This is a genomic window from Amycolatopsis sp. DG1A-15b (assembly GCF_030285645.1).
In the GTDB taxonomy this organism is placed as follows: domain Bacteria; phylum Actinomycetota; class Actinomycetes; order Mycobacteriales; family Pseudonocardiaceae; genus Amycolatopsis.
In genome coordinates, this window is sequence record NZ_CP127296.1 from 3,398,050 (window position 1) to 3,421,062 (window position 23,013).

Sequence of the window (23,013 nt, forward strand, 5' to 3'; positions counted from 1 at the left end):
GAACGACGAGAAGCTCGTTGACTACCTCAAGTGGGTCACCGCCGACCTGGCCAAGACCCGCCAGCGGCTGGCCGAGGTCGAATCGGGCCGCCACGAGCCGATCGCGGTGGTCGGGACGGCGTGCCGCTTCCCCGGCGGCGTCGACTCCCCCGCCGGGCTCTGGCGGCTGGTCGACGATGGCGTCGACGCCATCGAGGCCTTTCCCACCGACCGCGGCTGGGACGTGGCGTCGCTGTACGACCCGGACCCCGACCGGGCGGGCAAGACCTACGTCGTCGAGGGCGGCTTCCTGCGCGACCCGGGCGGCTTCGACGCCGCCTTCTTCGGCATCAACCCCCGCGAAGCGCTGGCCATCGACCCGCAGCAGCGGCTGCTGCTGGAGACCGGCTGGGAAGCGGTCGAGCGGGCCGGCCTCGACCCGCTCTCGCTCCGCGGCAGCAAGACCGGCGTGTTCGCCGGAGTGATCTACAACGAGTACAGCGCCCGCGCCTATTCGGCGAGCGAGGGCTACTACCTGACCGGGAACACGACCAGTGTCGCCTCCGGCAGGCTCGCCTACCACCTCGGCCTGGAGGGCCCGGCCGTCACCGTCGACACCGCGTGCTCGTCGTCGCTGGTCGCCACCCACCTCGCCGTCCAGTCCCTGCGCACCGGCGAATGCGACCTCGCGCTCGCCGGCGGCGTCACCGTGATCGCCGTCCCGCAGGTGTTCGTGGAGTTCAGCCGCCAGCGCGGGCTGGCCCCGGACGGCCGGTGCAAGTCCTTCTCGGCCGGCGCCGACGGCACCGGCTGGGGCGAAGGCGCCGGGATGATCCTGCTCGAACGGCTGTCCGACGCGCAGCGCAACGGCCACCCCGTCCTCGCCGTCATCCGCGGCTCCGCCATCAACTCAGACGGCGCATCCAACGGACTCACCGCACCCAACGGCCCCTCCCAAGAACGCGTCATCCGGCAAGCACTCGCCGACGCCGGACTATCCACATCGGACATCGACGCCGTCGAAGCCCACGGCACCGGCACGACCCTCGGCGATCCGATCGAAGCGCATGCGCTCCTCGCCACCTACGGCCAGGACCGGTCCGAACCGCTCTGGCTCGGATCGATCAAATCCAACATCGGCCACACCCAGGCCGCCGCCGGAATCGCCGGCATCCTCAAGATGATCGAGGCCATCCGGCACGGCGTCCTGCCCCGGACTCTCCACGCAGGCGAACCCTCACCCCACGTCGACTGGGCGGCGGGTGCGGTGTCCGTGCTCGCCGATCGACGGCCGTGGCCGGAAACCGGGCACCCGCGCCGCGCCGGGGTCTCGTCGTTCGGGATCAGCGGCACCAACGCCCACCTCATCCTCGAACAACCACCCGCCGAACCCGCGGCCGCGGACCCGGATCTGCTCGAGGTCGGGCAGCTGCCCTGGCTGATCACCGCCCGCACCGCGGACGCCGTCGGCGACCAGGCCGCCCGGCTGCTGGCCCACGTCGAAGCCCATCCCGAATTCAGCCCGGCCGACATCGGCCACTCGCTGGCCACCACGCGCACCCCGTTCGAGCACCGCGCCGCCGTCGTCGCCGAGAAGCGCGTGGAGTTCCTCGACGGGTTGCGCGCACTGGCACAGGGCGAGCCGTCACCGTCGGTGGTCCAGGGCACGGCTTCCGGCCCCGCGAAGGCCGTGTTCGTCTTCCCCGGGCAGGGCTCGCAGTGGGCGGGCATGGCGCTGGAGCTGATGGACTCCTCCGAGGTGTTCCGGGACCGGATCCACGAGTGCGGTGCGGCGCTGTCCGTCCACACCGGATGGTCGCTGGCGGACGTCCTCCGTGCCGCGCCGGGCGCACCCGGCATGGACGAGGTCGACGTGGTCCAGCCGGCCCTGTGGGCGGTCATGGTCTCCCTCGCCGCGCTCTGGCGGTCACTCGGCGTCGAACCGGCCGCGGTGGTCGGGCATTCCCAGGGCGAGATCGCCGCGGCCTGTGTCGCGGGTGCGTTGTCGCTCGCCGACGGGGCCAAGATCGTCGCCCTGCGGTCCCGGGCGCTGCGTGCGCTCTCCGGGGGCGGCGGGATGGTGTCCGTGTCGCTGCCCGAAACCGGCGTGCGCTCGCGGATCGCGCGCTGGGGCCGGAAGATCAGCGTCGCCGCGGTGAACGGGCCGGAGGCGACCGTGGTCACCGGCGAACCCGTGGCCCTGCGCGAACTGCTGAGCGCCTGCGAGGCCGACGGTGTCCGCGCCCGCCGGATCGCGGTCGACTACGCGTCCCACTCACCACAGGTCGAAGTCATCCGGGACCAGCTGCTCGGCACGCTGGCCGGGATCGAGCCACGGCCCGCGGAAATCGCGTTCTACTCGACACTGCACGGCGGGCTGCTCACTGACACCACCACCCTCGACGCGGGGTACTGGTACCGGAACCTGCGCCACACCGTGCGGTTCGAAGACGCCGTCCGCGCGCTCGCGGCGGACGGGCACCACCTGTTCATCGAAGCCAGCCCGCACCCGGTGCTCACCATGGGCGTCCAGGAAACCCTCGCCGCCGCCGGGGTTCCCGGCGGCGCGGTCGGTTCGCTGCGCCGCGACGACGGCGGCTGGCGCCGGTTCCTCACCTCGGTCGCGCACGCCGGGACCTTCGGCGCCGTCGCCGACTGGTCGCAGGTGTGCGGTCCCGCCGCACGCCGGGTCGAGCTGCCCACCTACGCCTTCCGGCACCAGCGGTTCTGGCTCGAATCGGCGGCGGCGTCCGGCGACGTCACGGCCCTCGGGCAGGACGACGGCGAGCACCCGGTGCTGGGCGCGATGATCACCGTGGCCGAGGACGACTCACTGCTGTTCACCGGCCGGATCTCCGGCCACAGCCTGCCGTGGATCGCCGACCACCGCGTCCTCGGGTCCGTCCTGCTGCCGGGGACCGCGTTCCTCGACCTCGCCCTGCACGCGGCCCACCGGGCCGGCTGCGCCACGATCGACGAGCTCCTCCTCGAAGCCCCGCTCACCCTGGCGGGCGCGGCCGTCCAGCTCCAGGTCGCCATCACCGCCGAGGCAGGCGGCACGCGCACCGTGACCGTCCATTCGCGGCAGAACGAGGACGAACCGTGGACCCGGCACGCCACCGCGACGGTGAGCCGCGAACCCGCTGCCGCACCCGCGTCCGTGCAGGCGTGGCCACCGCCCGGAGTGCGTCAGCTGCCCCTGGATTCCCTCTACGACGAGCTTTCCGCGCTCGGGCTCGACTACGGCCCGGCGTTCCGCGGCTTGCGAGCGGCCTGGCGCGACGGCGACCGCTACTACGCCGACGTCGAGCTCCCCCGCGAGACGCGCGGCCACACCGTGCATCCGGCGCTGCTCGACGCGGCCCTGCACGTTCTCGCCGGAAGATCGGCCGAACCGCGGCTGCCCTTCACCTTCGGCCAGGTCACCGTGCACGCACTGGGCACCACCTCGGCGCTGCGGGCGACGTTGACCGTCACCGGCCCCGACACCCTGCGGGCCGAGCTGCACGACCAGGCGGGGACACCCATCGCGACGATCGGCCGCTTGAGCACCCGCCCGGTGACACGCGACCTGCTGCGGGGCGGCGGCCGTGCGTTGTTCACCGTGGATTGGGTCCCGGCTCCCGCGGCCGAAAGCGCCATCGCGTGCGTGACCCTCGGCGAGGACCACGCGGACCTCGCCGCACTCGGCGCGGCGGTCGAGAGCGGCACCCGGCTGCCCGAAGCCGTGCTGGTCCCCGTCTCCGGGGCCGGCGCGGTCCACGACGCCCTGGCTCTGGCCCAGGACTGGATCGCCGACGACCGGTTCGGCGGCGCCCGGCTGGTCGTCACGACCCGCGGCGCGGTCACCACCGGCCCCGGCGACCGGGTCACCGACCTCGCCGCCACGGCGGTCTGGGGGCTGCTGCGGTCCGCGCAGACCGAACACCCCGGCCGTCTCGTCCTCGCCGACATCGGCGATTCCCCCGCGACGGCGCTGCCCGCCGCGCTCGCCACCGGCGAGCCGCAGCTCGCTCTGCGGCAGGGACGGGTCCTGGTGCCACGCCTGGCCCGCACGTCACCTGCCGAGCTGCCCGTTCCGGACGGTCCGGACTGGCGGCTCGACACGACCGGGAAGGGCACCCTCGACAACCTCGCGCTGGCCGCCGTCGACGCGGAGCCGCTCGGTCCCGGGCAAGTCCGGCTGGGTGTCCGCGCGGCGGGGCTGAACTTCCGCGACGTGCTCATCGCGCTCGGGATGTACCCCGACGATTCGGTGCGCATCGGGAGCGAGGCCGCCGGCGTGGTGCTGGAGGTCGCCGGCGATGTCACGACGGTTTCGCCCGGCGACCGGGTGATGGGCCTGGTCCCCGGCGCGATGGGGCCGGCCGGGGTGACCGACCACCGGCTGCTCGCCCCGATCCCGGACGGCTGGACCTTCGCCGAAGCCGCCGCCACGCCGATCGCGTACCTCACCGCGTACTACGCGCTGAAGGACCTCGCCTCCGTCGAACCCGGGCAGCACGTCCTGATCCACGCGGCGGCCGGTGGTGTCGGCATGGCCGCCACCCGGATCGCCCACCATCTGGGCGCGCGCACCCACGCGACCGCGCACCCCGCCAAATGGGACCTCCTGCGCGGGCACGAGACCGTAGCGAGCTCCCGCACGCTCGGCTTCGAGCAGGAGGTTCCCCAGGGCATCGACGTCGTCCTGAACTCGCTGTCCGGTCCCGCCGTCGACGCGTCGCTGCGCCTGCTCAAACCGGACGGTCACTTCCTCGAGATGGGAAAGACCGACATCCGGAACGCCGAGGACCATCCCGCGGTGCGTTACCGGGCGTTCGATCTGTGGGAGGCCGGACCGGACCGGATCCAGGAGCTGCTCACCGAGCTGGGCGCGCTGTTCGCCGAGGGCGTGCTCGAGCCGCTGCCGGTCACCGCGTGGGACGTGCGCCAGGCGCCGCAGGCGTTCCGGTTCCTGCAGCAGGCCCGGCACACCGGCAAGGTCGTGCTCACCGTCCCCGCCCCGCTCGATCCGGCGCGGACGGTGCTGATCACCGGCGGGACCGGTACCCTCGGTGCGCTGCTGGCCGCCCATCTCGTCACCGGGCACGGCGTCCGGCGCCTGCTGCTGACCAGCCGCCGTGGCCTCGACGCCGAAGGTGCCGCGGAACTGCGCGACGAACTGGTCGCGCTGGGCGCGGACGTCACCATCGCCGCCTGCGACGCCGCCGACCGCGACGCCCTCGCCCGGCTGCTCGAACACACCGACCTGACCGCCGTGATCCATGCGGCGGGGGTCCTCGACGACGCCACGCTCGAAGCCCTCACCCCGGCCCGGCTCGACGCCGTGCTGGCACCGAAAGCCGTCGCCGCACGCAATCTCGACGAACTCAGCCGGCGGCACGACCTGTCCGCTTTCGTGCTGTTCTCCTCCGCCGCGGGTGTCTTCGGCACGCCGGGCCAGGCCAACTACGCGGCCGCCAACACCTACCTGGACGGACTGGCGCAGCGACGGCAGGCCGACGGGCTGCCCGCACACTCGCTGGCCTGGGGATTCTGGGAGCCGGCCAGCGGCATGACCGCGGGAGCGGACGCCACCCGGCTCGCCCGCGCCGGGCTCCGGCCGATCTCCGCGGCCGACGGGCTGGCCCTGTTCGACGCCGCGCTGAACGCTCCCCAGGCGGCGCTGGTGCCCTGCCCGCTGGACACCAAGGCACTACGGGAAGCCGGTTCGGTGCCGCCGATCCTGCGCTCGCTGGTCCACGTGGCCAAGCCCGCCGCCGCCGTTGTCCCCCGTGGCGTCTCCGGGCGGCTTGCCGGGCTCTCCCCCGACGAGCGGCTCAGGCAGCTGCGCACCCTCGTCCTCGGCCACACCGCGGCCGTGCTCGGCCACGGCGATCCGGGCGCACTCGACGCGGACCACGCGTTCAAGCAGCTCGGGTTCGACTCGCTCACCGCCGTCGAGCTCCGCAACCGCCTCACCGCCGCCACGGAACTGAAGCTCCCGGCGACGCTGGTGTTCGACCACCCGACACCGGCCGCGCTCGTCGAGCACCTGCACACCCGGCTGGCGGGCACCGGCGAGACCTCGCGGGTCACCACACCGAGCGCCACGACCGCGGAACCGATCGCGATCATCGGCATGGCCTGCCGATACCCCGGTGCCGGCACGCCGGAGGAGCTCTGGCGGCTCGTGCACGACGGCGTAGACGCCGTCGGCGACTTCCCGGCCGACCGCGGCTGGGATCTCGGCGGGCTCTACCACCCCGACCCCGACCACCCCGGCACCTGCTGTGCCCGCCAGGGCGGGTTCCTCGGCGACGCGGGCGATTTCGACGCCGCGTTCTTCGCCATGAGCCCGCGCGAAGCGCTCACCACCGACCCGCAGCAGCGGCTGCTGCTGGAGACCGGCTGGGAGGCCATCGAGCACGCGGGCATCGACCCGGTTTCCCTGCGCGGCACCCCGACCGGCGTGTTCGCGGGCGTGGTGCACAACGACTACAGCTCGCGGTCCTACCGGGACACCGAAGGCTTCCACCTGACCGGGAACACCACCAGCGTCGCCTCGGGGCGGCTGGCCTACACGTTCGGCCTCGAGGGCCCGGCGATCACCGTCGACACCGCGTGCTCGTCGTCACTGGTCGCCGCCCACCTGGCGGCCCGGTCCCTGCGCGCCGGTGAATGCTCGCTCGCGCTGGCAGGCGGGGTGAGCGTGATGGCCACGCCGGCGGTGTTCCTGGAGTTCAGCCGTCAACGCGGGCTGGCCCCGGACGGCCGGTGCAAGTCGTTCTCGGCGGCGGCGGACGGCGCGGGCTTCTCCGAAGGTGCCGGCGTCCTCGTCCTCGAACGGCTGTCCGACGCGCAACGCAACGGCCACCCCGTCCTCGCCGTCATCCGCGGCTCCGCCATCAACTCAGACGGCGCATCCAACGGACTCACCGCACCCAACGGCCCCTCCCAAGAACGCGTCATCCGGCAAGCACTCGCCGACGCCGGACTAACCACATCGGACATCGACACCGTCGAAGCCCACGGCACCGGAACAACCCTCGGCGACCCCATCGAAGCCCAAGCCCTCCTCGCCACCTACGGCCAGGACCGAACCGAACCCCTCTGGCTCGGATCGATCAAATCCAACATCGGCCACACCCAGGCCGCCGCCGGAATCGCCGGCATCCTCAAAATGATCCTCGCGCTCCACCACGGCATCCTGCCCCGCACCCTCCACGCCGAGGAACCCTCACCCCACGTCGACTGGGCAGCGGGTGCGGTGTCCCTGCTCGACTCGGCCCGGCCGTGGCCCGAAGCCGGCCGGCCTCGCCGCGCCGCCGTCTCGTCGTTCGGCATCAGCGGCACCAACGCCCACCTCATCCTCGAACAACCACCCGCCGAACCCGCCCGGGCGCCGCGGGACGAGCCGCCGTCCGTGCTTCCCTGGCTGCTCTCGGCCCGGAGCCGGGACGCGCTGCGGGCACAGGCCGCCCGCCTGCTGTCCGCTGTGGACGGTGGCCGGCCGGACCCGCGGGACGTCGGCTTCTCCCTGCACACCACGCGAACGGCGTTCGACCACCGGGCCGCGATCGTCGGGGGTACCCCGCGGGACGGCCTTCGCGCGCTGGCACAGGGAATCCCCGCCGCCAACGTGGTCACCGGCCGGGCGAACGGCCCGGCACGAACGGCATTCCTCTTCGCCGGCCAAGGGAGCCAGCGGCCCGGGATGGGACGCGAACTCGCCGGGACCTTCCCCGCGTTCGCCGAAGCGCTGGCCGAGATCTGCGCCGAGCTGGACCGCCACCTCGACCGCCCGCTACGGGACGTGCTGTTCGCCGCCGAGGGCACGCCCGAAGCGGCGGCGCTCGATCGCACCGAATACGCCCAGCCCGCACTGTTCGCGCTGGAGACCGCGCTCGCGCGGCTGCTCGCCTCCCGCGGTGTCCGACCGGCACTGGTCGCCGGGCATTCGATCGGGGAGCTGGCCGCGGCGCACGTGGCCGGGGTGTTCGACCTCGCCGACGCCGCCATGCTGGTCGCTGCCCGGGGCAGGCTGATGCAGGCCATGCCCCTCGGTGGCGCGATGATCGCGGTGCAGGCGACCGAAGCGGAACTGCGGCCGCACCTGGCCGGGAACCACCGGGTCTGCCTGGCCGCGGTCAACGGGCCGGACTCACTCGTCATCGCGGGCGACGCGGAAGCCACGTCGGACGTCGCGGCGCACTGGCGGGCACAGGGCCGCCGGATCCGGCGGCTGCGGGTGAGCCACGCGTTCCACTCACCGCACATGGACGCGATGCTCGGCGAGTTCGGTGAAGTCGCGGCGAAGGTCCGCTTCTCGGCGCCGGAAATCCCGCTCGTCTCGACCCTCACCGGCGAGCTCGCCCCCGCCGGGCTGCTTGCCGACCCCGGCTACTGGGTGCGGCAGGCCAGGGAACCCGTCCGCTTCCGCGACGCCGTCCGGACGCTCGCCGCCGAGGGCACCACGGTCTACCTCGAGATCGGCCCGGACGCCGTTCTCGCTCCGGCCGCCGGTGACTGCCTCACCGGGGACACCCGCGACCCGCTCGTCACGCCCACCCTGCGCCGTGGCCGCCCGGAACCGGAGACCTTCACCCTCGGGCTGGCCCAAGCCCACACCCGCGGCACGGCGGTCGACTGGCGCCCGGCCTTCGGCGCCGAGCCCCGGCGAATCCCGTTGCCCACCTACGCCTTCCAGCACGAGCGGTTCTGGCTCGAGGGCGGCCGGTCCTTCGCGGAGAAGGGGTTCTGGGAAGCCGTCGAGAACGCCGACACCGAAGCGCTCGCCACCGCACTGTCCCTGGACGAAAACCAGCTTCCCACGCTCACCGCGCTGCTCCCCGCGCTGGCCGGCTGGCGCCGCCGGAACGGCGACGGGGCACCGCGCACACCGTCCGTTCCCGCCGCCCCGGACCTGCGCAACCGCCTCGCCGAGGCGCAGGCACCCGAGCAGGAACGCATCCTCCTCGACCTCGTCCGCACCTACGCCGGCGCGGTGCTCGGCAGCGCGCCCGAAGCCGTCGACACCGCGAGCAACTTCCTCGAGCTGGGCTTCTCGTCATTCACGGCGCTGGAACTGTGCAACGGCCTCGCGGAAGCCACCGGGTGCGAAATCCCTCCGGTGGCCGTCTTCGACAACCCGACTCCGGCGGCACTGGCCGGCTATCTCCGGACCCGGCTGGCCACCACGTCACCGGCCGACGCCCGCTGACGGCTGAAGGGGACCTTCCTCCGATCGTCCGGAGGAAGGTCCCCTTCGGTTCACCGCGGGAAGCTCACCAGGAAACCCGCAGGTCGTGGAGGCCGAACAGGGCCGCGTCCCGCTTGTACGCCAGGTCGGCCACCGGGGTGTCCACGCGCAAGGCCGGGAACCGGTCGAAAAGGGCCTCTAAGACGATCTCCAGCTCGGCCCGGGCGAGGTTCTGCCCGATGCACTGGTGGACGCCGTACCCGAAGGCGAGGTGGTGCCGGGCGGAGCGGCGGACGTCGAACCGGTCCGGGTCGGGGAACGCCGCCGGGTCGCGATTGGCGGAGCCGGTGAGCACGAACATGCCTTCACCGCCGCGGATGACGCGATCGCCGATGCGGACGTCCTCCTTGGCCGCGCGGGGTGAGACCAGGTCGCCGATGCTGAGGTAGCGCAGCAGTTCCTCCACCGCACCCGGCCACAGCGCGGCATCCGCCTTCAGCTCCGCCAGCGTCTCCGGGTGCCGGAGGAGCAGGACCGTGCCCAGCGAGATCATGTTCGCCGTGGTCTCGTGCCCGGCGTTGAGCAAAGCTTGCGCGGTGGTGGCCAGGTCCTCGTCGGGGATGTCGTGCTCGGCCTGGGCCTGGACGAGCTTGGTCAGGATGTCGTCGGCCGGTTCGGCCCGCTTGGCGGCCAGCAGCCCGATCATGTATTCGCGCAGTTCCCGCAACGCCTCGTGGAACCGGGCGGGCGAGCTGGCGCGGCTGAGCACGACCTTGGCCCGGGACTGGAAGAACTCGTGGTCCGCGTAGGGAATCCCGAGCAGGTCGCAGATCACCAGTGACGGCAGGGGCAGCGCCAGCGCCTCGACCAGGTCGGCCGAGCCGGGCCTGGCGGCCATCGCGTCGAGGAGTTCCCCGGTGATCTCCCGGATCCGCGGGCGCATCGCCTTGACGCGCTTCACCGTGAAGCTCGGCAGCAGCAGCTTCCGGTAGAGGGTGTGCTCGGGCGGGTCGGTCCGGGCGAACGGCGGCCGCACGCCTGGGGGGATCGCGGGGCCGCCGCCCGGCACGGGGCAGCCCGCACTGCGCAGGTCCCCGCTGATCTTCGGATCCGTCAGCGCCGCCCTGGCGTCGGCATGCCGGGTCACCAGCCAGACCGGCATCCCGTCCGCCAGCACCGCGCCCGCGACCGGATCCTCTTCCCGCAGCCGCGCGTATTCCGGCGGCGGGTCGAACGGGCAGCCCGAGCGGGGCATCGGGAACGCCTGCCGGCTCAGCACGGCATCGGTCATCTCCGGGTTCCTTTCTGGATTCCGGGGCCGCGCCGAGCCGGGCGTCGCTTCGACGACCGCTTCAGTGCCGCTTGGCCCCGCCTTTCTTGACGTTGGGGAACAGGGCGAGCGCGGTGAACGCGGCGACGACGAGCAGCGCGGCGCTGATGGCGAACCCGAGCCGGAACCCGCTGGTCAGCGCTTCCGCCTTGGGTGTGCCGGAGGACAGCAGGTCCGTGGTCCGCGCGGTCGCCAGCGTCGACACCACGGCGAGCCCGAGCGCGCCGCCGATCGTCCTGGACACGTTGACCAGACCCGAGGCCACGCCGGTCTGCCCGGCGGGCACGCCCGACACCGCGGCGATCGTGGCCGGGATGAACGTCAGCGCGACGCCGATGCTCAGCAGCAGCGACGGTGCCAGGATGTCGCCGAGGAACGTGCCGTCCGGCGAAACCCGGGCGAACAGCGCGAGGCCACCGGCGGCGATCAGCGCGGCGCCGAACACGATGTAGCGCACGCCCAGCTTCGGGATCAGCACCGGTGCCAGCCGGGCGAACACCACCAGCAGCAGCGTCAGCGGCACGTAGGCGAAGCCGGTCTGCAACGGCGTGAAGTGCAGGACCTCCTGCTGGTACAGCGTCGCGAGGTAGAACATCACGAACATGCCGCTGTTGACCAGCGCCTGCACCACGTTGGCGCTGAACACCGACCGGACGCGGAGCAGCGAGATCGACAGCAGTGGCTCCTTCGCCACGAATGCCTCGTGGATCAGGAAGTAGCCGATCAGGACCACCGCGCCGCCCAGCGCGACGAAGGTGCGCGGGGAATCCCAACCGTCCTTCGTGGTTTCGACGATGCCGTAGGCGAGCAGGGTCAGCCCGCCGGTCGCGGTGATCGCACCGACTCCGTCGAACCGGTGGAACCGCCGGGTCGCCTTGTCGACGTCGAGGTACTTGAACGAGGCCACGATCAGCGCCAGCCCCAGCGGGATGTTGAGCAGGAAGATCCACTGCCAGCCCGGCCCGTTGACGAACAGGCCGCCGATCAGCAGGCCGGCCGACGCGCTGACCCCGCTGAGCATGCCCCAGAGCCCGATCGCCTTGTTGCGGGGCGCGCCCTCCGGGAAGGTCGCCGCCAGCATCGCCAGCGTCATCGGCCCGATGAACGCGGCCGCCAGCCCCTGGACGGCCCGCATGACCACCAGTTCGATGGCGTTCTGCGACAGCCCCGCCACCAGGGAGGCGAGGGTGAACACGGCCAGCCCGCCGAGGAACACCCGGCGGCGCCCCAGCAGGTCGCCCGCCCGCCCGGCCAGCAGCAGGAACCCGCCGAAGGCGACGGTGTAGGCGTTGACCACCCAGGACAGGTCCGCGTCGGCGAAGCCCAGGTCCACCTTGATCCGGGGCAGGGCCACGTTGACGATCGTGATGTCGACCGTCTCGAGGATGTGGCCCACACAGAGGATCGCCAGCGCGATCCGGATCCGGTTGGTCCAGACGAAAGCCGGGGCGGCGGCCGCCGCGGGCGGCGCCGCGGTGTTCTCGGTCATGGGACACTCCCGCTACTTGACGATCGGTCGGTAAGTAGTGGTTCTACGCCACTTACCGACCGATCGTCAAGTACACTGGGCAGCGAACAGGAGGCGACATGGGTGAGCGCGCGGCGAGCGGGACCAAGGATCGGATCCTTGCGATCGCGAAGCAGCTGTTTCTGGAAAAGGGCTACGCGGGGACGTCCATCGCGGACATCAGCGGCGCCCTCGGCACCACGAAGGCCGCGGTCTACTACCACTTCGCGGCCAAGGACGCGATCCTGTCCGAGCTGCTGGCCAAACCGCTGGCCGAGTACACCAGGCTCGCCGAGCGGGCCGTGACCGAGCCGCTGACCGCCGCGGAGCTGCTCGGCGAGCTGATCGACATGACCGCCGACGCCGAGTCCGTGCTCAGCCTGCCGGGCAACGATCCGTCGATCAGCGCCGAGCTGAAGGACATGCACAAGCTGCGCGAGAAGAACGACATGATCATCGCCGGGCTCGCCGATCCCGGCGCCACCGGCGTGCAGCTCGTCCGTGCGCACGCCGCGTACGCGGTCGCCAAGCAGGGTACGTTCGCGGTGCTCGCGGCCAACGGCGGCAAGCTTCCCGAGGGGGCCCGCGCCGAACTCCTCGACGCCGCACTGCGCGCGCTCGGCCGCTGAGCTCATTCCGCCCGCTCCGGCAGGGCGACGACGAGGACCGCGGCGAAGACGAGCAGGACCGCCAGCACGAGCACGGCCGGGCCGGTCCGTTCGGCGAGCGCACCGGCCGGTACGGTCACCAAACCGACGGCCAGCACGCCGAACGCACCGCCGAAGTGGCGCAGGGCGTTGATGAACCCCGCGCCGTTGCGAGCGGATTTCGGCGGCAGCGAGCCCATCGCCGCGGACAGCGCGGGTGCCTGCGGGATGCCGCCACCGAACCCGGCCACGCCGAGCGCGACGGTGATCAGCGCGTCATCGCCGGCCGAGACCGCGAAGGCGAGCAGGGCGAGTCCGGCGGCGAAAACGAGCAACCCGGCGATCACCACCCAGCGGACACCGACGCGCCGCGCGACCCGGTCGGACAGCAGCGAGCTGACCGCGACGAACCCGGCGAAGGGCAGCAGCCGCAGCCCCACTCCCAGCGGGTCGACGCCGAGCCTGGTTTCCAGGTACATCGGCACCACGAACATCGCACCCGTCCACGCCAGGTTCGCCAGCACGATCACCAGCTGCGACCACACGAACCGGGGCACCCGCAGTACCGAGAGCTCGATGAGCGGGTGCTCGGCCCGGCGCTGGCGCACGCCGAAGGCGATCACCAGCACGGCCGCCAGCGCGAGCCACGCCGCCGCCCATGCCCGGCCACCGCCGGCGGCGTCGATCAGTCCGGCGGAGATGGCCAGCACGGCGGCACCGGCCAGCGCGACGCCGGCGACGTCGGCCCGGTGCGGCTGTTCGGCGCGAGCCTCCGGCACCAGGACGAGGAGAAGCGGGCAGGCCAGCACGACCAGGCCGGTGTTGATCAGGAACACCGAACCCCACCAGGAGTGCTCGAGCAGCGCGCCGCCGAGGATCGGCCCGAGCGGGGTCGCCGAAGCGACCACGGCGGTGCCGATGCCGAAGGCGCGTCTCCGCTGTTCGGGCGGGAACAGCCCGGTGGTGATGGAAACCCGCATGGGGAGCACGACCGAGGCGCCGGCGCCCATCACCACCCGCCAGAGCAGCAGCCACCCCACATCGGTGGCGTACGCCGCGGCCAGCGAAGCCGCGCCGAACACGACGAGCCCGGTCACGAGGGTCCGGCGCTGTCCCCAGCGGCCGCCGAGCGCGGGCACCAGGAGCATGCCGGACGCGCAGGCGACGATGTAGGAGATCACGATCCACTGCAGCTGCCCGGGGCTCGCGTGCAGCGCGGCGGCGATCTTCGGCAGGTCGATGCTGATCATGGTCACGTCCATGAACGGGACGAGGACGCACATCGAAAGCACGCCGACGACCGTCCAGCGCCGCAGCCCGGCCGACTCGCGCGCGGCCACCTCCGTCATACCGCCACTCCCGCCGGTTCGCCGAACCAGCGCCGCAGCGCCGGGACGAGCTCGGTGCCGTCGCGGTCGGTCCAGGCCACGTGCCCGTCCGGCCGGATCAGCAACGCGGCGTACGGCAGTTCCGCCGCCGGCGCGGCCGTGACGACGTCCACCCGGCCGGCCCACGGCGCCGCGGACGCCGGCCCGGCACCGCCCGAAAGGTCCAGCAGCACGCCACGGGCCTGGTGCAGCGTCCGCAGCGTGCTCGACTCGCCCTCCGCGGTGGACAGCGGCACATCCGGGATCCGGGCACCGGTGAGGGAACCGGTCGTGCCCGGCGAGTAGCGGATGTCCACCCCGGACACGAGCCCGGCCAGGAACCGCCGGACGTCGGCGAACCCGAGCAGGTCGCCCATCAGCGCACGCAACGGGGAGACCCGGTCCGCCGGGAACGTCAGCGCGATCTGCGCGCGGGCGCTCTCGCACACCTGGTGCCCGACCGGGTGACGCTCGTCGTGGTAGCTGTCGAGCAGGCCGGGCGGGGCCCAGCCCGCCACGGCCGCGGCGAGCTTCCAGCCGAGGTTGACCGCGTCCTGCAGGCCGAGGTTCATGCCCTGGGCGCCGAGGGGGAAGTGGATGTGCGCCGCGTCCCCCGCCAGGAACACCCGGCCCGCGCGGTAGCGCTCGGCCTGCCGGGTGGCGTCGCCGAACCGCGACAGCCAGCGCGGCTCGCCGAACGCCGGCGCCCGGCCGGTGACCCGTTCGACGGAGGCCCGCAGCTCGGCCACGGTGACCGGCTGCTCCCCCGGCGTGACCCCGTGCTCGACGCACATCACGCGGAACAACCCGTCGCCCAGGGGTGAGACACCGAGCATGCCGCGCTCGGACACGATCGGCTCGCGGAGGTTGATCTCGTCGTCGAACTCCTCGACGTCACCGACGATCCCCCACAGCGCCGAGTCCGTGCCGGGGAAGCCGATCCCGGCGAGCTTGCGGATCGCGCTGCCGCCGCCGTCGCAGCCGGCGAGAAACGCACCGGGCAGGCGGTAGTCCCCGTCCGGTCCGCTGACCAGGGCCGTCACGCCGTCGTCGTCCTGCGTCAGCCCGGTCACCGCGTGGCCGCGGCGAATGTCCGCACCCAGCTTGAGCGCGGCCTCCTCCAGCAGCCGCTCGACCCGCGACTGGTGGATGTGCAGCGAATACCGGTGGCGGCCGTCGACCACGTCCATGTCGAGCAGCAACCCGGCGTAGTGCACCCGCGGCCAGGTGACGCCGTCGGCGAGGAACGGGCCGAGCAGCCCGCGCTGGTCGAGCACCTCGGCGGAGCGCGCGTGCAGGGCCAGCGCCCGCGACTGGCCGGTCGGCTCGGGCAGGCGTTCCAGCAGCACGGTCTCCACCCCGGCCACCCGCAGCTCACAGGCGAGCATCAAGCCGGTCGGCCCGGCGCCGACAACGATCACACGGCTCACGAAGGACTCCCTCTCCTTGTTGAAGACGCGAACCGGGCTCGCGCCCGCAGCAGCCGCAGCGCCGCAGCGAGCAGCAGGTACCGCGGTCCACCGCTCCCCCGCGTCCGCAGCACGGAAAGCGCGCCCCAAAGCCGGGTTTCCGCGACGTGCCGAGGCGAGCCGTGCACGTCGTCGTGCGTCACCACGTCCAGGTTTCGCACCGTTTCCCGGAGCAGCCGGACCTCACCGGCCGGGATGATCTCGTCACGCTCGCTGGCCGTGTAGGCGACCGGGATGTCCAGCGACGCCAGCTGTGCGCGGGTCAGCGCCATGGGTGCCAGTACCCGCGACAGCTCGGCCGTCTTGGCGCCTGCCAAGTGCGCCAGCGTGTCGACGGTGAGGCGGGGCAGCCGCGCCTGCCACGACGAGTCGGAGAAGAACTCCGCCACGGGCGCGCCGACGGTGACCACCCCGCGGATCCGCCGGTCCGACACCGCCGCCCTCAGTGCGAGGTGGCCGCTGAAGCTCAGCGCCAGCGCGTACGCCTGCTCGACGTCCGCTTGCCCGGCGAGCGCGTCCAGCAGGTCCGGCAGCATTCGCCAGCTGTCTTCGTGGTAGCCCAGGGTGTTCTCACCGACCCCGGGCATCTCGACGGCCACCCCTGCCACGCCCAGCCGGCGCAGCATGGGCAGCGCGGGCGCCCACTGCTCCTTGATGCTGACGATGCCACCGCAGACCAGGAGCAACGGCTGCCGGGCGGTGGGGGAAAGTCCCGACGTCCAGCAGCGCACCCGGCCGCCGCCGAGCTCCAGCTCGAGCTGCTCGATGCCGTGCTCCCCGGCCCAGCGACCGAAGCAGGACACGCACCGTTCGAGCGCGGCCTGCCGCGCCGGGCCGTCCACGAACGGGAACCGCGCCATGTTGTAGTGGCCTGCCGCGTCGAGCAGACGGCCCGCTTTCTCCAGTTCGGCGCCGGCGCGCGACCACTCGGCCACCCACGAGCCCGCCGCGTCACCGTCATCGGTGTGCATCCGGGACAGCAGCCGCGCGTGGTCCCCGAGCCGCTGGGCCCGCGCGTGCGCGACCGCGAACTGCTTGAGCTCGCCGAGGTCGTTCATCCGGCCACCGCTTCACCGGACTTGAACTCCTCCAAGGCGGCCTTGAGCTCGGTGAGCACGTCCGCCGCCTCGGCGCCGTCGATCACGCGGTGGTCGAAGGCGAGGCTCAGCCGCATCACCGGCGCGACGGTCACCTTGCCCTCCCGCACCACCGGCCGGTCCAGCACCCGGCCGACGCCGAGCGTGACCGTCGTCCCGCCCACCGAGTGGAACCCGTCGACCGCCCGGTGCCCGAGCGAGGTGACCGCGACCGTGCCCATCGTCTTCGCCCGGCCACGCGGCGAGCGCGTCGCGAGCCGGAAGGCCAGCGCGCCGATCGGCGCCGGCAGCCGGTGCAGGGCCCGGACGCGGGCGAATTCCGGACCCTGTCCGGGATCGGCGTCACGATAGTGCTCCAGCCGTTGCTGGATGTCGGCCAGCGACGCGGTGTGCACGTCGGGCAGCACCGCCGACAGCACGACCCGCTGCTCGTCCAGCCGCCGATCGAGGGTCAGCTTCGCGTGTACGCTGTCGTGCCGGGTCAGCTTCGGCCACCGGTGGCCGCTGACGGCGGCGTTGGCCTCGGGATGCTCGCGCAGCACCCGCCCCGCGGCATAGAGGACGTAGCTCACCCAGGAATGGCGCACGCCGGAGTGGCGGTGGTCGCGGACCGCGGTCATGTCCACCTCGGTGTCGAGGAAGACCGGTGCGAACGACTTCGCGTAGTCGAGGAAGTAGAGCGTGTGCCGCCGCTGCCGGGCGATCGGCGTGGTGTGCGTCACGCGGCCACCGCCAGGTCGTAGATGCGCGCGAGGTTGGGCGCTTCGAGCACGTCCGGGAACGAGATCCCGCGACCGGTCTCCCGCTCCAGCAGGGTGACCAGCCGCAGCAGCAGCACCGAGTCCCAGCCGGGCAGGCGGTCGAACTCCACGGTGACGTCGCCGGCGGTCAGCGCCAGGCCGATCTCGTCGCGGACCAGGGTGACGAACTCGTCGAGGCTGTTCATGAGCGGTCTTCTCCTCCGAACGTCGCGTAGAGACTCACGTGCCCGGGCACGGTGACGATCTCCGCCAAGTCGTGGCGGAACACCGCACCGGCGTCGTCCTCGGAGACCGCCGCGAAGCCGTACCGCGGGTAGAAGTCCTTGACCTTGCCGTTCTTCGCGGTGGCGCGATAGGTGCCGTAAACGGCCCGCACGCCGGTGCCCTTCGCGTACCGGACCAAGGCGGACAGGCAGGACTGCTCGATGCCCCTGCCGAAAACCCGGCAGCTGAGCAGGAAGTTGTCGATGTGGGCTTCGTCGCCTTCGCGGTGGTAGAAGACCGCGCCGACGACGCCGTTGTCCCCGAACCGGTCGCGGGCTTCGATGGCCAGGACCAGCGACGCCGGATCGTCGAGCAACGCACGCAGCTCCGGTGGCTGGAGCCGCCGGGTGGTCAGGTTGAACTGGTTGGTGCGCAACGTGATCTGCGAGAGCCGCGGCACCTGGTCCGCCCGTGCCCGGGTCAGCCGGACTTCGATGCCGAGTTCGGCGAGGTAGTCCTCGAGCGAGGAGAACTCGTGCAGGAAGTCCTTGCGTGCCAGCTCTTCGCGGTACTGGACAGGCCGGGTGAGGTCCGCACCGGTCAGCTCGGGGACGCCGAACCAGCCATCCCGCAGCAGCTTCCCGGGATGACGGGCGGGCTCCTCGTCGAGGCGGACCACCGCCACGCCGGGGAGTTCGTGGCGCACCAGGCCGCACTCGAACGGACTGTCGTCGACGAACACGAAAGAGTCCACCCCGAGGTTGAGCGCCTCGGCGAGCCCGCGCAGGTTGTCGTGCTTGGGCTGCCAGTTCGCGATTATCCGCACGAAGTCGTCCTCACGCAGGACCATCCGCGGGTGCTCGCGCAGCACCTTCCGGACCGGTTCGGCGTCGTTCTTGCTGACCACGGCCAGCAGCACACCCTGGGCGCCGATCTGCTTGACCACCTTCTGGAAGGCGGCGAACGCTTCACCGCGGTAGCCCTCGCCGATCTCCACACCGGACGCCCCTGCCTCGCCCAGCACGCCGCCCCACAACGTCTCGTCGAGATCGAGCACGAGGCATTTCTTGCCCCGGCCTGCCTGCTGGGCGCCGATGTGGCCGAGTTCCCGCGCGTACCGCGCCAGCAGTTCGGCGGAGAGGTATGCCTTGGCGTACCGGCTCATCCGCGCGTCCTCGACCGCGATGCCTTCCGCGATCAGCGGATCGAGGTCGACGGTCAGCACGCCGGGCAGGTTTTCACCCAGCCGCAGCAACCGCGCGTTGGCCTCCCGCCACACGGCGCCGAGGCGCGCCCGGGAGCGGTGGTCGACCAGCTGCGCGGCGACACCGGCGGGCAGCGGAATCGTGTTGAGCACCAGGGTGGCGCGGCTGTGCTCGCCGAACCGCGCGGCCAGCTGCCCGGCCAGTGCGACCTTGGCCGCGAGCACGCGCTCGGCGTCCGCCGCGGTCCAGGGCACCGGCAGCTCGTCGAGGACCATCATCGGGTCGAGCACGAACGCGCACAGGCCCGGCCCGGCCCGGTGCAGCTCGCTGTCCTTTTCCGACAGGTCGGTCCGGTAGCCGTCGAAATCGCCGACGAACGGACGCGCCAGGATGCCGTGCCGGGCCAGTTCACCGGTCAGCGGCGGGACGAGCCCGGCGAGCGTGCCATGCCCGGTGATGCCCACCTTCAGCTGCAGCTGGCCGGGATGGGCCCGCAGGATCTCCTCGGCGTCGAGCCGGGACAGCAGCTGGCCCGCGCGGGCGAAGTCGGCGTCGGTCAGGTCGGTCAGCAGTCCGCGCACCGCCGGGTAGTCGCGTTCGAGCAGGCCGTCCCGGTACAGGTCCCAGAGTGTCGCGCCGCCGATCGCCGGCCCCCCTGTCATGCCTTCTCCAGCACGAGACCGGCTTTGATCCAGCGGCTGGACTCGACGGCGACAGCCACCGCGCGATCGCCGGGTGCCATCTCCGGAAGGGCGCGCTCGAGCTGGAAGAACGGCAGGGCGTTGCCGGTGTTGCCGGTCTCGGCCACGCAGCTGACCTCCCGGACCCCGGGCACGTCCAGCCGGGCCATGATCTTCTCCGTCATCCGGACGGAAAGCTGGGGCGGGAGCAGGAAATCGAGGTCCGCCGGCTGCCAGTCCTGTTCCTTCAGCAGCCGCGCGAGAATGTCGACGGACAGCTCCGGGACCAGGTCCGCGATCGCCTTGAAGTCCTCGCGCACGGCGGGCGTTCCGCTGTCGCGGTCACCAAGGCCGTACCACTCGAGACGCTGTCCCGGCGGCTGGCCGAGACCGCTGAGCTCGACGAAGGCCCGGTGCAGCAGCACGGAACCGGGCCCGGGCTCCCGGGTGAGCACGGCGGCACCCGCGCCATCGCCGAAGAGCACCATGTTGACCATTTCCTCGGGCGGGAGGCCGCTGTAGTCGAGGGAAAGGTCGATGTGCTTGGCGCACACGTCGCCGCCGAGTACGAGCGCGGTCCGATGCCGGCCGGCCAGGAGGAACTGGTGGGCCAGGTCGAGTGCCTGCATCGCGCCGGAACATCCGGACTGCAGCTGGTAACCGGGCACGCCGGTGATGCCGGCGCGCTCGGCGATCACGTTGACCGTGGTGGGCAGCAGGGCATCCGGCATCGAAGTCCCCATGACGACCAGATCGACCTGACCGGCGGCCACACCGGCCGTCTCGAGCGCGCGCCGGGCGGCCGTCTCACCGAGGTCGGCGAGCGAGTACCGCTGCTCGCCGGTGACGAGATCCAGTGCCAGATAACGGGTTCTGGTGCCGACGAACGCGTCGATCCACTGCTCGAACACCGGCGTCAGCCGGAACGCCTTGGTCAGCGCCGCATTGTCCACCGGGGAACCGGGAAGCGCGGTGCCGACGGATCGAATGTGGACTTCCTGCCCCACCATGGCCGCTCACCTCATCCTGTGCTGTGACCAGCCTGGGCAGGCCGGCCAAAGCACGGCTAAAGCGAGCCTTGTGCGGAGCGCCGATGCCTACCTGCCGGGTCCCGGTAGACATCGGACGCGACTCAATCGCGGACGACCGGGACCCGCCAGCCGCGGCGGGCGGCGTGGTGATCGATCTCCGCGTCATCGGCGGCGAGGATGCACTTTTGCAGTTCCCGCAATGGACCGCACGGCTCGAGCCCGAGCTCGGTCATCAACTGTTCCCGCGCGGTCTGGTACACCTTCAATGCGTCCGCCCGGCGGCTCGAGCGGTACAGCGCCAGCATGAGCTGCTGGTAGAACTTTTCGTGCAGGGGGTGTTCCGCGATCAGCGAATAGAGCCAGCCGATCAGCTCCTCGTGCCGGTCGAGCATCAGGTTGGAGGACACGAGCAGTTCGACGCACTCGAGCCGGATCTCCCCCAGCCAGCAGGCGAACCCGTTGATCATCGGGCCGTCCCGGAGGTCCCCCAGTACCGGACCACGCCAGAGGGCCAGCGCGCCCTCGAGACTGGTGACGGCTTCTTCGAACTTCCCGGCCCTGGCGAGTGCCCGGCCGTGGCCCAGCAGCCGCTGGAATTCGTGCAGGTCGAGCTCGTCCGGACCAAGCCGGAACGTGTAGCCTGGCGCGCGCGTGACGATCGGGCTGTCGTCACGGCCGGGACGTTTCAAGAACTTGCGAAGCTGAGAGACGTACACATGCAGTGCCGCTCCCGCGCAGCGCGGTGGATTGCTGCCCCAGATCTCTTCGATCAGCTGGTCGATCGAGACGACTTCTTCGGCTTTGATCAGCAGCGTGGCCAGAAGTATTTCCATCTTTCTGGCGGTCAATACGGCATAGGAACCTTGTTCATCGCCTATCCGCAAAGACCCCATGATTTCGAACTTCACATAACCCCCACGGTTAGAAAAGAACCCCAGACCACCACCGCACTGTGGCATCAAGCCGTCCGCTCCCCAGACGCCCTGAGGACAGGCGACGCATCGTTGCGCCTACCTACCCGGCGGATCCAGCGGACGGTTACATCCTAACCGGATTGACTGCGCACTGTCGCCACAAAGTTCCCGTTTGGTAGCCCATTCGGCGCAACAAACACCCGAATGTTGCCACCGCGGCATCGCGCCCCGCAGAAGGAGCTCTCATTCGGAGCTTGTCCGCCACTATCGGACATACCCGACAAACAGCAATTCTGCCCCCAATGACACATTCGGAGGCGATCTCCGCGGACCGTCGCCCCCGTCAGTCCTCGGCCGACATTGCCTGGCGTCACCCAGCTCGACGGCAATCCCTCGAACGCGTTCGATCTCGTTGCTCCGTCACGGAGTCACGGTCGAGCAGCTGCTGAAGGAAACGGGCGCACGAGCGCGGACCCTCGGCTCGCGCCCATCCACCGTGGACGTTCCGGCCACCCCACCACCGGCCACGATCACGTTGGGGCACCCGGTCGGCGGACACCGCCACTGACGGCCACGTAGCCGCGCATCGAGCTTCCGCATTGCTAATCTGCGGCCGGTACCTCGGCAACCGGGAGGCGTAGTGCCCCAGTTCGACCTGTCTCCGGCCGAGTTGGCGGATTACCGGATCACCACCCCCGAACCACCCGAACTGGACACCTGGTGGGCGACCCGGCTGGCCGAGTCGCGCGCGCTGGCGAAACCGATCCGGCTCACCCGGCACGAACCCGGGATCTACGGTCCGCTGCTCGCCTTCGACCTCGAGTTCTCCGGAGCCGGCGGTGATCGGATCCGCGGGTGGTACCTCCGGCCGCCCGCCTCGGCCGGCCTCGAACTGCCCACGGTCGTCACCTTCGTCGGCTACGGCGGCGGCCGCGGTCTGCCGATCGATCACACCGCATTGCCCGCGGCGGGGTTCGCGGTCCTCGTGATGGACGCCCGTGGCCAGGGCGGACGCTGGACGATCGGCGCCACCGGAGACCCCGGCGGGGACTCGAGCGGCCCGGAAGCTCCGGGAGTCATGACCCGCGGCATCGCCGATCCGCGGACGTACTACGTCACCAGGCTGATCACGGACGCCGTGCGTGCGGTCGAGGTGGCCGGAGAGCTCGACGGCGTGGCCGCCGGCCGGATCGCGGTGCGGGGCGGCAGCCAAGGTGGCGGGCTGGCCCTCGCGGCGGCCGCGCTGAGCGGCAACGCCGTCAAGATCTGCCAGGCCGACGTGCCGTTCCTCTGCGACTTCCAGCGCGCGATCACGCTGTCCGGCCAGCCCCCGTACACCGAGATCGCCGGGTTCCTGGCCCAGCACGTGGACCTGGTGCCGGCCGCGCTCGACACGTTGAGGTACGTCGACTGCGCGTTGCTGGCGCGCAGGATCACGGCGCGATGCCTGCTGAGCGTCGGCCTGATGGACGAGATCTGCCCGCCCTCGACCGTGTACGCGGCCTTCCACGAGATCAACGCACCGAAGGAACTGCTCGTCTCACCCTTCGGCGGGCACGACGTGGCCAGGTCGCACCTCGAGCGGCAGCTGGGCCACCTGCGCACCTACCTGTAGCCGGGCCGGCCGCCGGGCTACGC

General features: G+C 71.8%; 12 protein-coding genes and 1 pseudogene. 3 read left to right on the forward strand and 10 right to left on the reverse strand.

Translation table 11 applies throughout. The features are described 5' to 3' along the window. Positions 1–13: 13 nt before the first annotated feature. Positions 14–9,130: pseudogene (locus QRY02_RS15445) on the forward strand (SDR family NAD(P)-dependent oxidoreductase); the annotation flags it as partial. A gap of 118 nt (positions 9,131–9,248) precedes the next feature. On the opposite strand, the gene QRY02_RS15450 reads toward QRY02_RS15445, so the two are convergent. Together QRY02_RS15450 and QRY02_RS15455 are read right to left on the reverse strand one after the other, a co-directional pair. Next, on the reverse strand, positions 9,249–10,454 hold the full coding sequence (locus tag QRY02_RS15450) for a cytochrome P450 (RefSeq protein WP_285992211.1): 1,206 nt from the start codon (positions 10,452–10,454) through the stop codon (positions 9,249–9,251). A gap of 61 nt (positions 10,455–10,515) precedes the next feature. After that, on the reverse strand, positions 10,516–11,982 hold the full coding sequence (locus QRY02_RS15455) for an MFS transporter (RefSeq protein WP_285992212.1): 1,467 nt from the start codon (positions 11,980–11,982) through the stop codon (positions 10,516–10,518). A gap of 98 nt (positions 11,983–12,080) precedes the next feature. Here QRY02_RS15455 and QRY02_RS15460 point away from each other — a divergent pair, with 98 nt between their 5' ends. Next, positions 12,081–12,629: a TetR/AcrR family transcriptional regulator gene (locus tag QRY02_RS15460; protein WP_285992213.1), complete on the forward strand. Its 549-nt coding sequence runs from the start codon at positions 12,081–12,083 to the stop codon at positions 12,627–12,629. Between the two features lie 2 nt (positions 12,630–12,631). On the opposite strand, the gene QRY02_RS15465 is transcribed toward QRY02_RS15460, so the two are convergent. From QRY02_RS15465 to QRY02_RS15500, 8 genes are all read right to left on the reverse strand, one after another. Next, the gene (locus QRY02_RS15465) at positions 12,632–13,996 is read right to left on the reverse strand and encodes an MFS transporter (protein ID WP_285992214.1); all 1,365 of its coding nucleotides are present in this window, start codon (positions 13,994–13,996) and stop codon (positions 12,632–12,634) included. After that, positions 13,993–15,444, reverse strand: a complete 1,452-nt coding sequence (locus tag QRY02_RS15470) for an FAD-dependent monooxygenase (RefSeq protein ID WP_285992215.1) — start codon at positions 15,442–15,444, stop codon at positions 13,993–13,995. The genes QRY02_RS15465 and QRY02_RS15470 overlap by 4 nt, the downstream gene beginning before the upstream one ends. Next, positions 15,441–16,541, reverse strand: coding sequence for an alpha/beta hydrolase (locus QRY02_RS15475; protein ID WP_285992216.1), 1,101 nt, complete (start codon positions 16,539–16,541; stop codon positions 15,441–15,443). The genes QRY02_RS15470 and QRY02_RS15475 overlap by 4 nt, the downstream gene beginning before the upstream one ends. Beyond that, positions 16,538–17,302 (reverse strand): 2-oxo acid dehydrogenase subunit E2, encoded by a 765-nt coding sequence (locus tag QRY02_RS15480; RefSeq protein WP_285992217.1) that lies wholly within the window; start codon positions 17,300–17,302, stop codon positions 16,538–16,540. Before QRY02_RS15480 ends, QRY02_RS15475 begins: the two co-directional genes overlap by 4 nt. Further along, complete coding sequence (locus QRY02_RS15485) at positions 17,299–17,526, reverse strand: phosphopantetheine-binding protein (protein WP_285992218.1); 228 nt, start codon at positions 17,524–17,526, stop codon at positions 17,299–17,301. Before QRY02_RS15485 ends, QRY02_RS15480 begins: the two co-directional genes overlap by 4 nt. Next, positions 17,523–19,412 (reverse strand): HAD-IIIC family phosphatase, encoded by a 1,890-nt coding sequence (locus QRY02_RS15490; protein WP_285992219.1) that lies wholly within the window; start codon positions 19,410–19,412, stop codon positions 17,523–17,525. Before QRY02_RS15490 ends, QRY02_RS15485 begins: the two co-directional genes overlap by 4 nt. Then, positions 19,409–20,440: a 3-oxoacyl-ACP synthase III family protein gene (locus tag QRY02_RS15495; RefSeq protein WP_285992220.1), complete on the reverse strand. Its 1,032-nt coding sequence runs from the start codon at positions 20,438–20,440 to the stop codon at positions 19,409–19,411. Before QRY02_RS15495 ends, QRY02_RS15490 begins: the two co-directional genes overlap by 4 nt. A 122-nt stretch (positions 20,441–20,562) precedes the next feature. Further along, complete coding sequence (locus QRY02_RS15500) at positions 20,563–21,369, reverse strand: AfsR/SARP family transcriptional regulator (protein ID WP_285992221.1); 807 nt, start codon at positions 21,367–21,369, stop codon at positions 20,563–20,565. Between the two features lie 646 nt (positions 21,370–22,015). Here QRY02_RS15500 and QRY02_RS15505 point away from each other — a divergent pair. Beyond that, a complete protein-coding gene (locus QRY02_RS15505; protein WP_285992222.1) occupies positions 22,016–22,990 on the forward strand; it encodes an acetylxylan esterase in 975 nt (324 codons plus the stop codon). The last annotated feature ends 23 nt before the right edge of the window (positions 22,991–23,013 follow it).

Excerpts from the sequence above, each read along its gene's own strand:
- QRY02_RS15450 (WP_285992211.1), bottom strand. The coding sequence starts at position 10,454 with ATGACCGATGCCGTGCTGAGCCGGCAGGCGTTCCCGATGCCCCGCTCG.
- QRY02_RS15455 (WP_285992212.1), bottom strand. The coding sequence starts at position 11,982 with ATGACCGAGAACACCGCGGCGCCGCCCGCGGCGGCCGCCGCCCCGGCT.
- QRY02_RS15460 (WP_285992213.1), top strand. The coding sequence starts at position 12,081 with ATGGGTGAGCGCGCGGCGAGCGGGACCAAGGATCGGATCCTTGCGATC.
- QRY02_RS15465 (WP_285992214.1), bottom strand. The coding sequence starts at position 13,996 with ATGACGGAGGTGGCCGCGCGCGAGTCGGCCGGGCTGCGGCGCTGGACG.
- QRY02_RS15475 (WP_285992216.1), bottom strand. The coding sequence starts at position 16,541 with ATGAACGACCTCGGCGAGCTCAAGCAGTTCGCGGTCGCGCACGCGCGG.
- QRY02_RS15485 (WP_285992218.1), bottom strand. The coding sequence starts at position 17,526 with ATGAACAGCCTCGACGAGTTCGTCACCCTGGTCCGCGACGAGATCGGC.
- QRY02_RS15490 (WP_285992219.1), bottom strand. The coding sequence starts at position 19,412 with ATGACAGGGGGGCCGGCGATCGGCGGCGCGACACTCTGGGACCTGTAC.
- QRY02_RS15495 (WP_285992220.1), bottom strand. The coding sequence starts at position 20,440 with ATGGTGGGGCAGGAAGTCCACATTCGATCCGTCGGCACCGCGCTTCCC.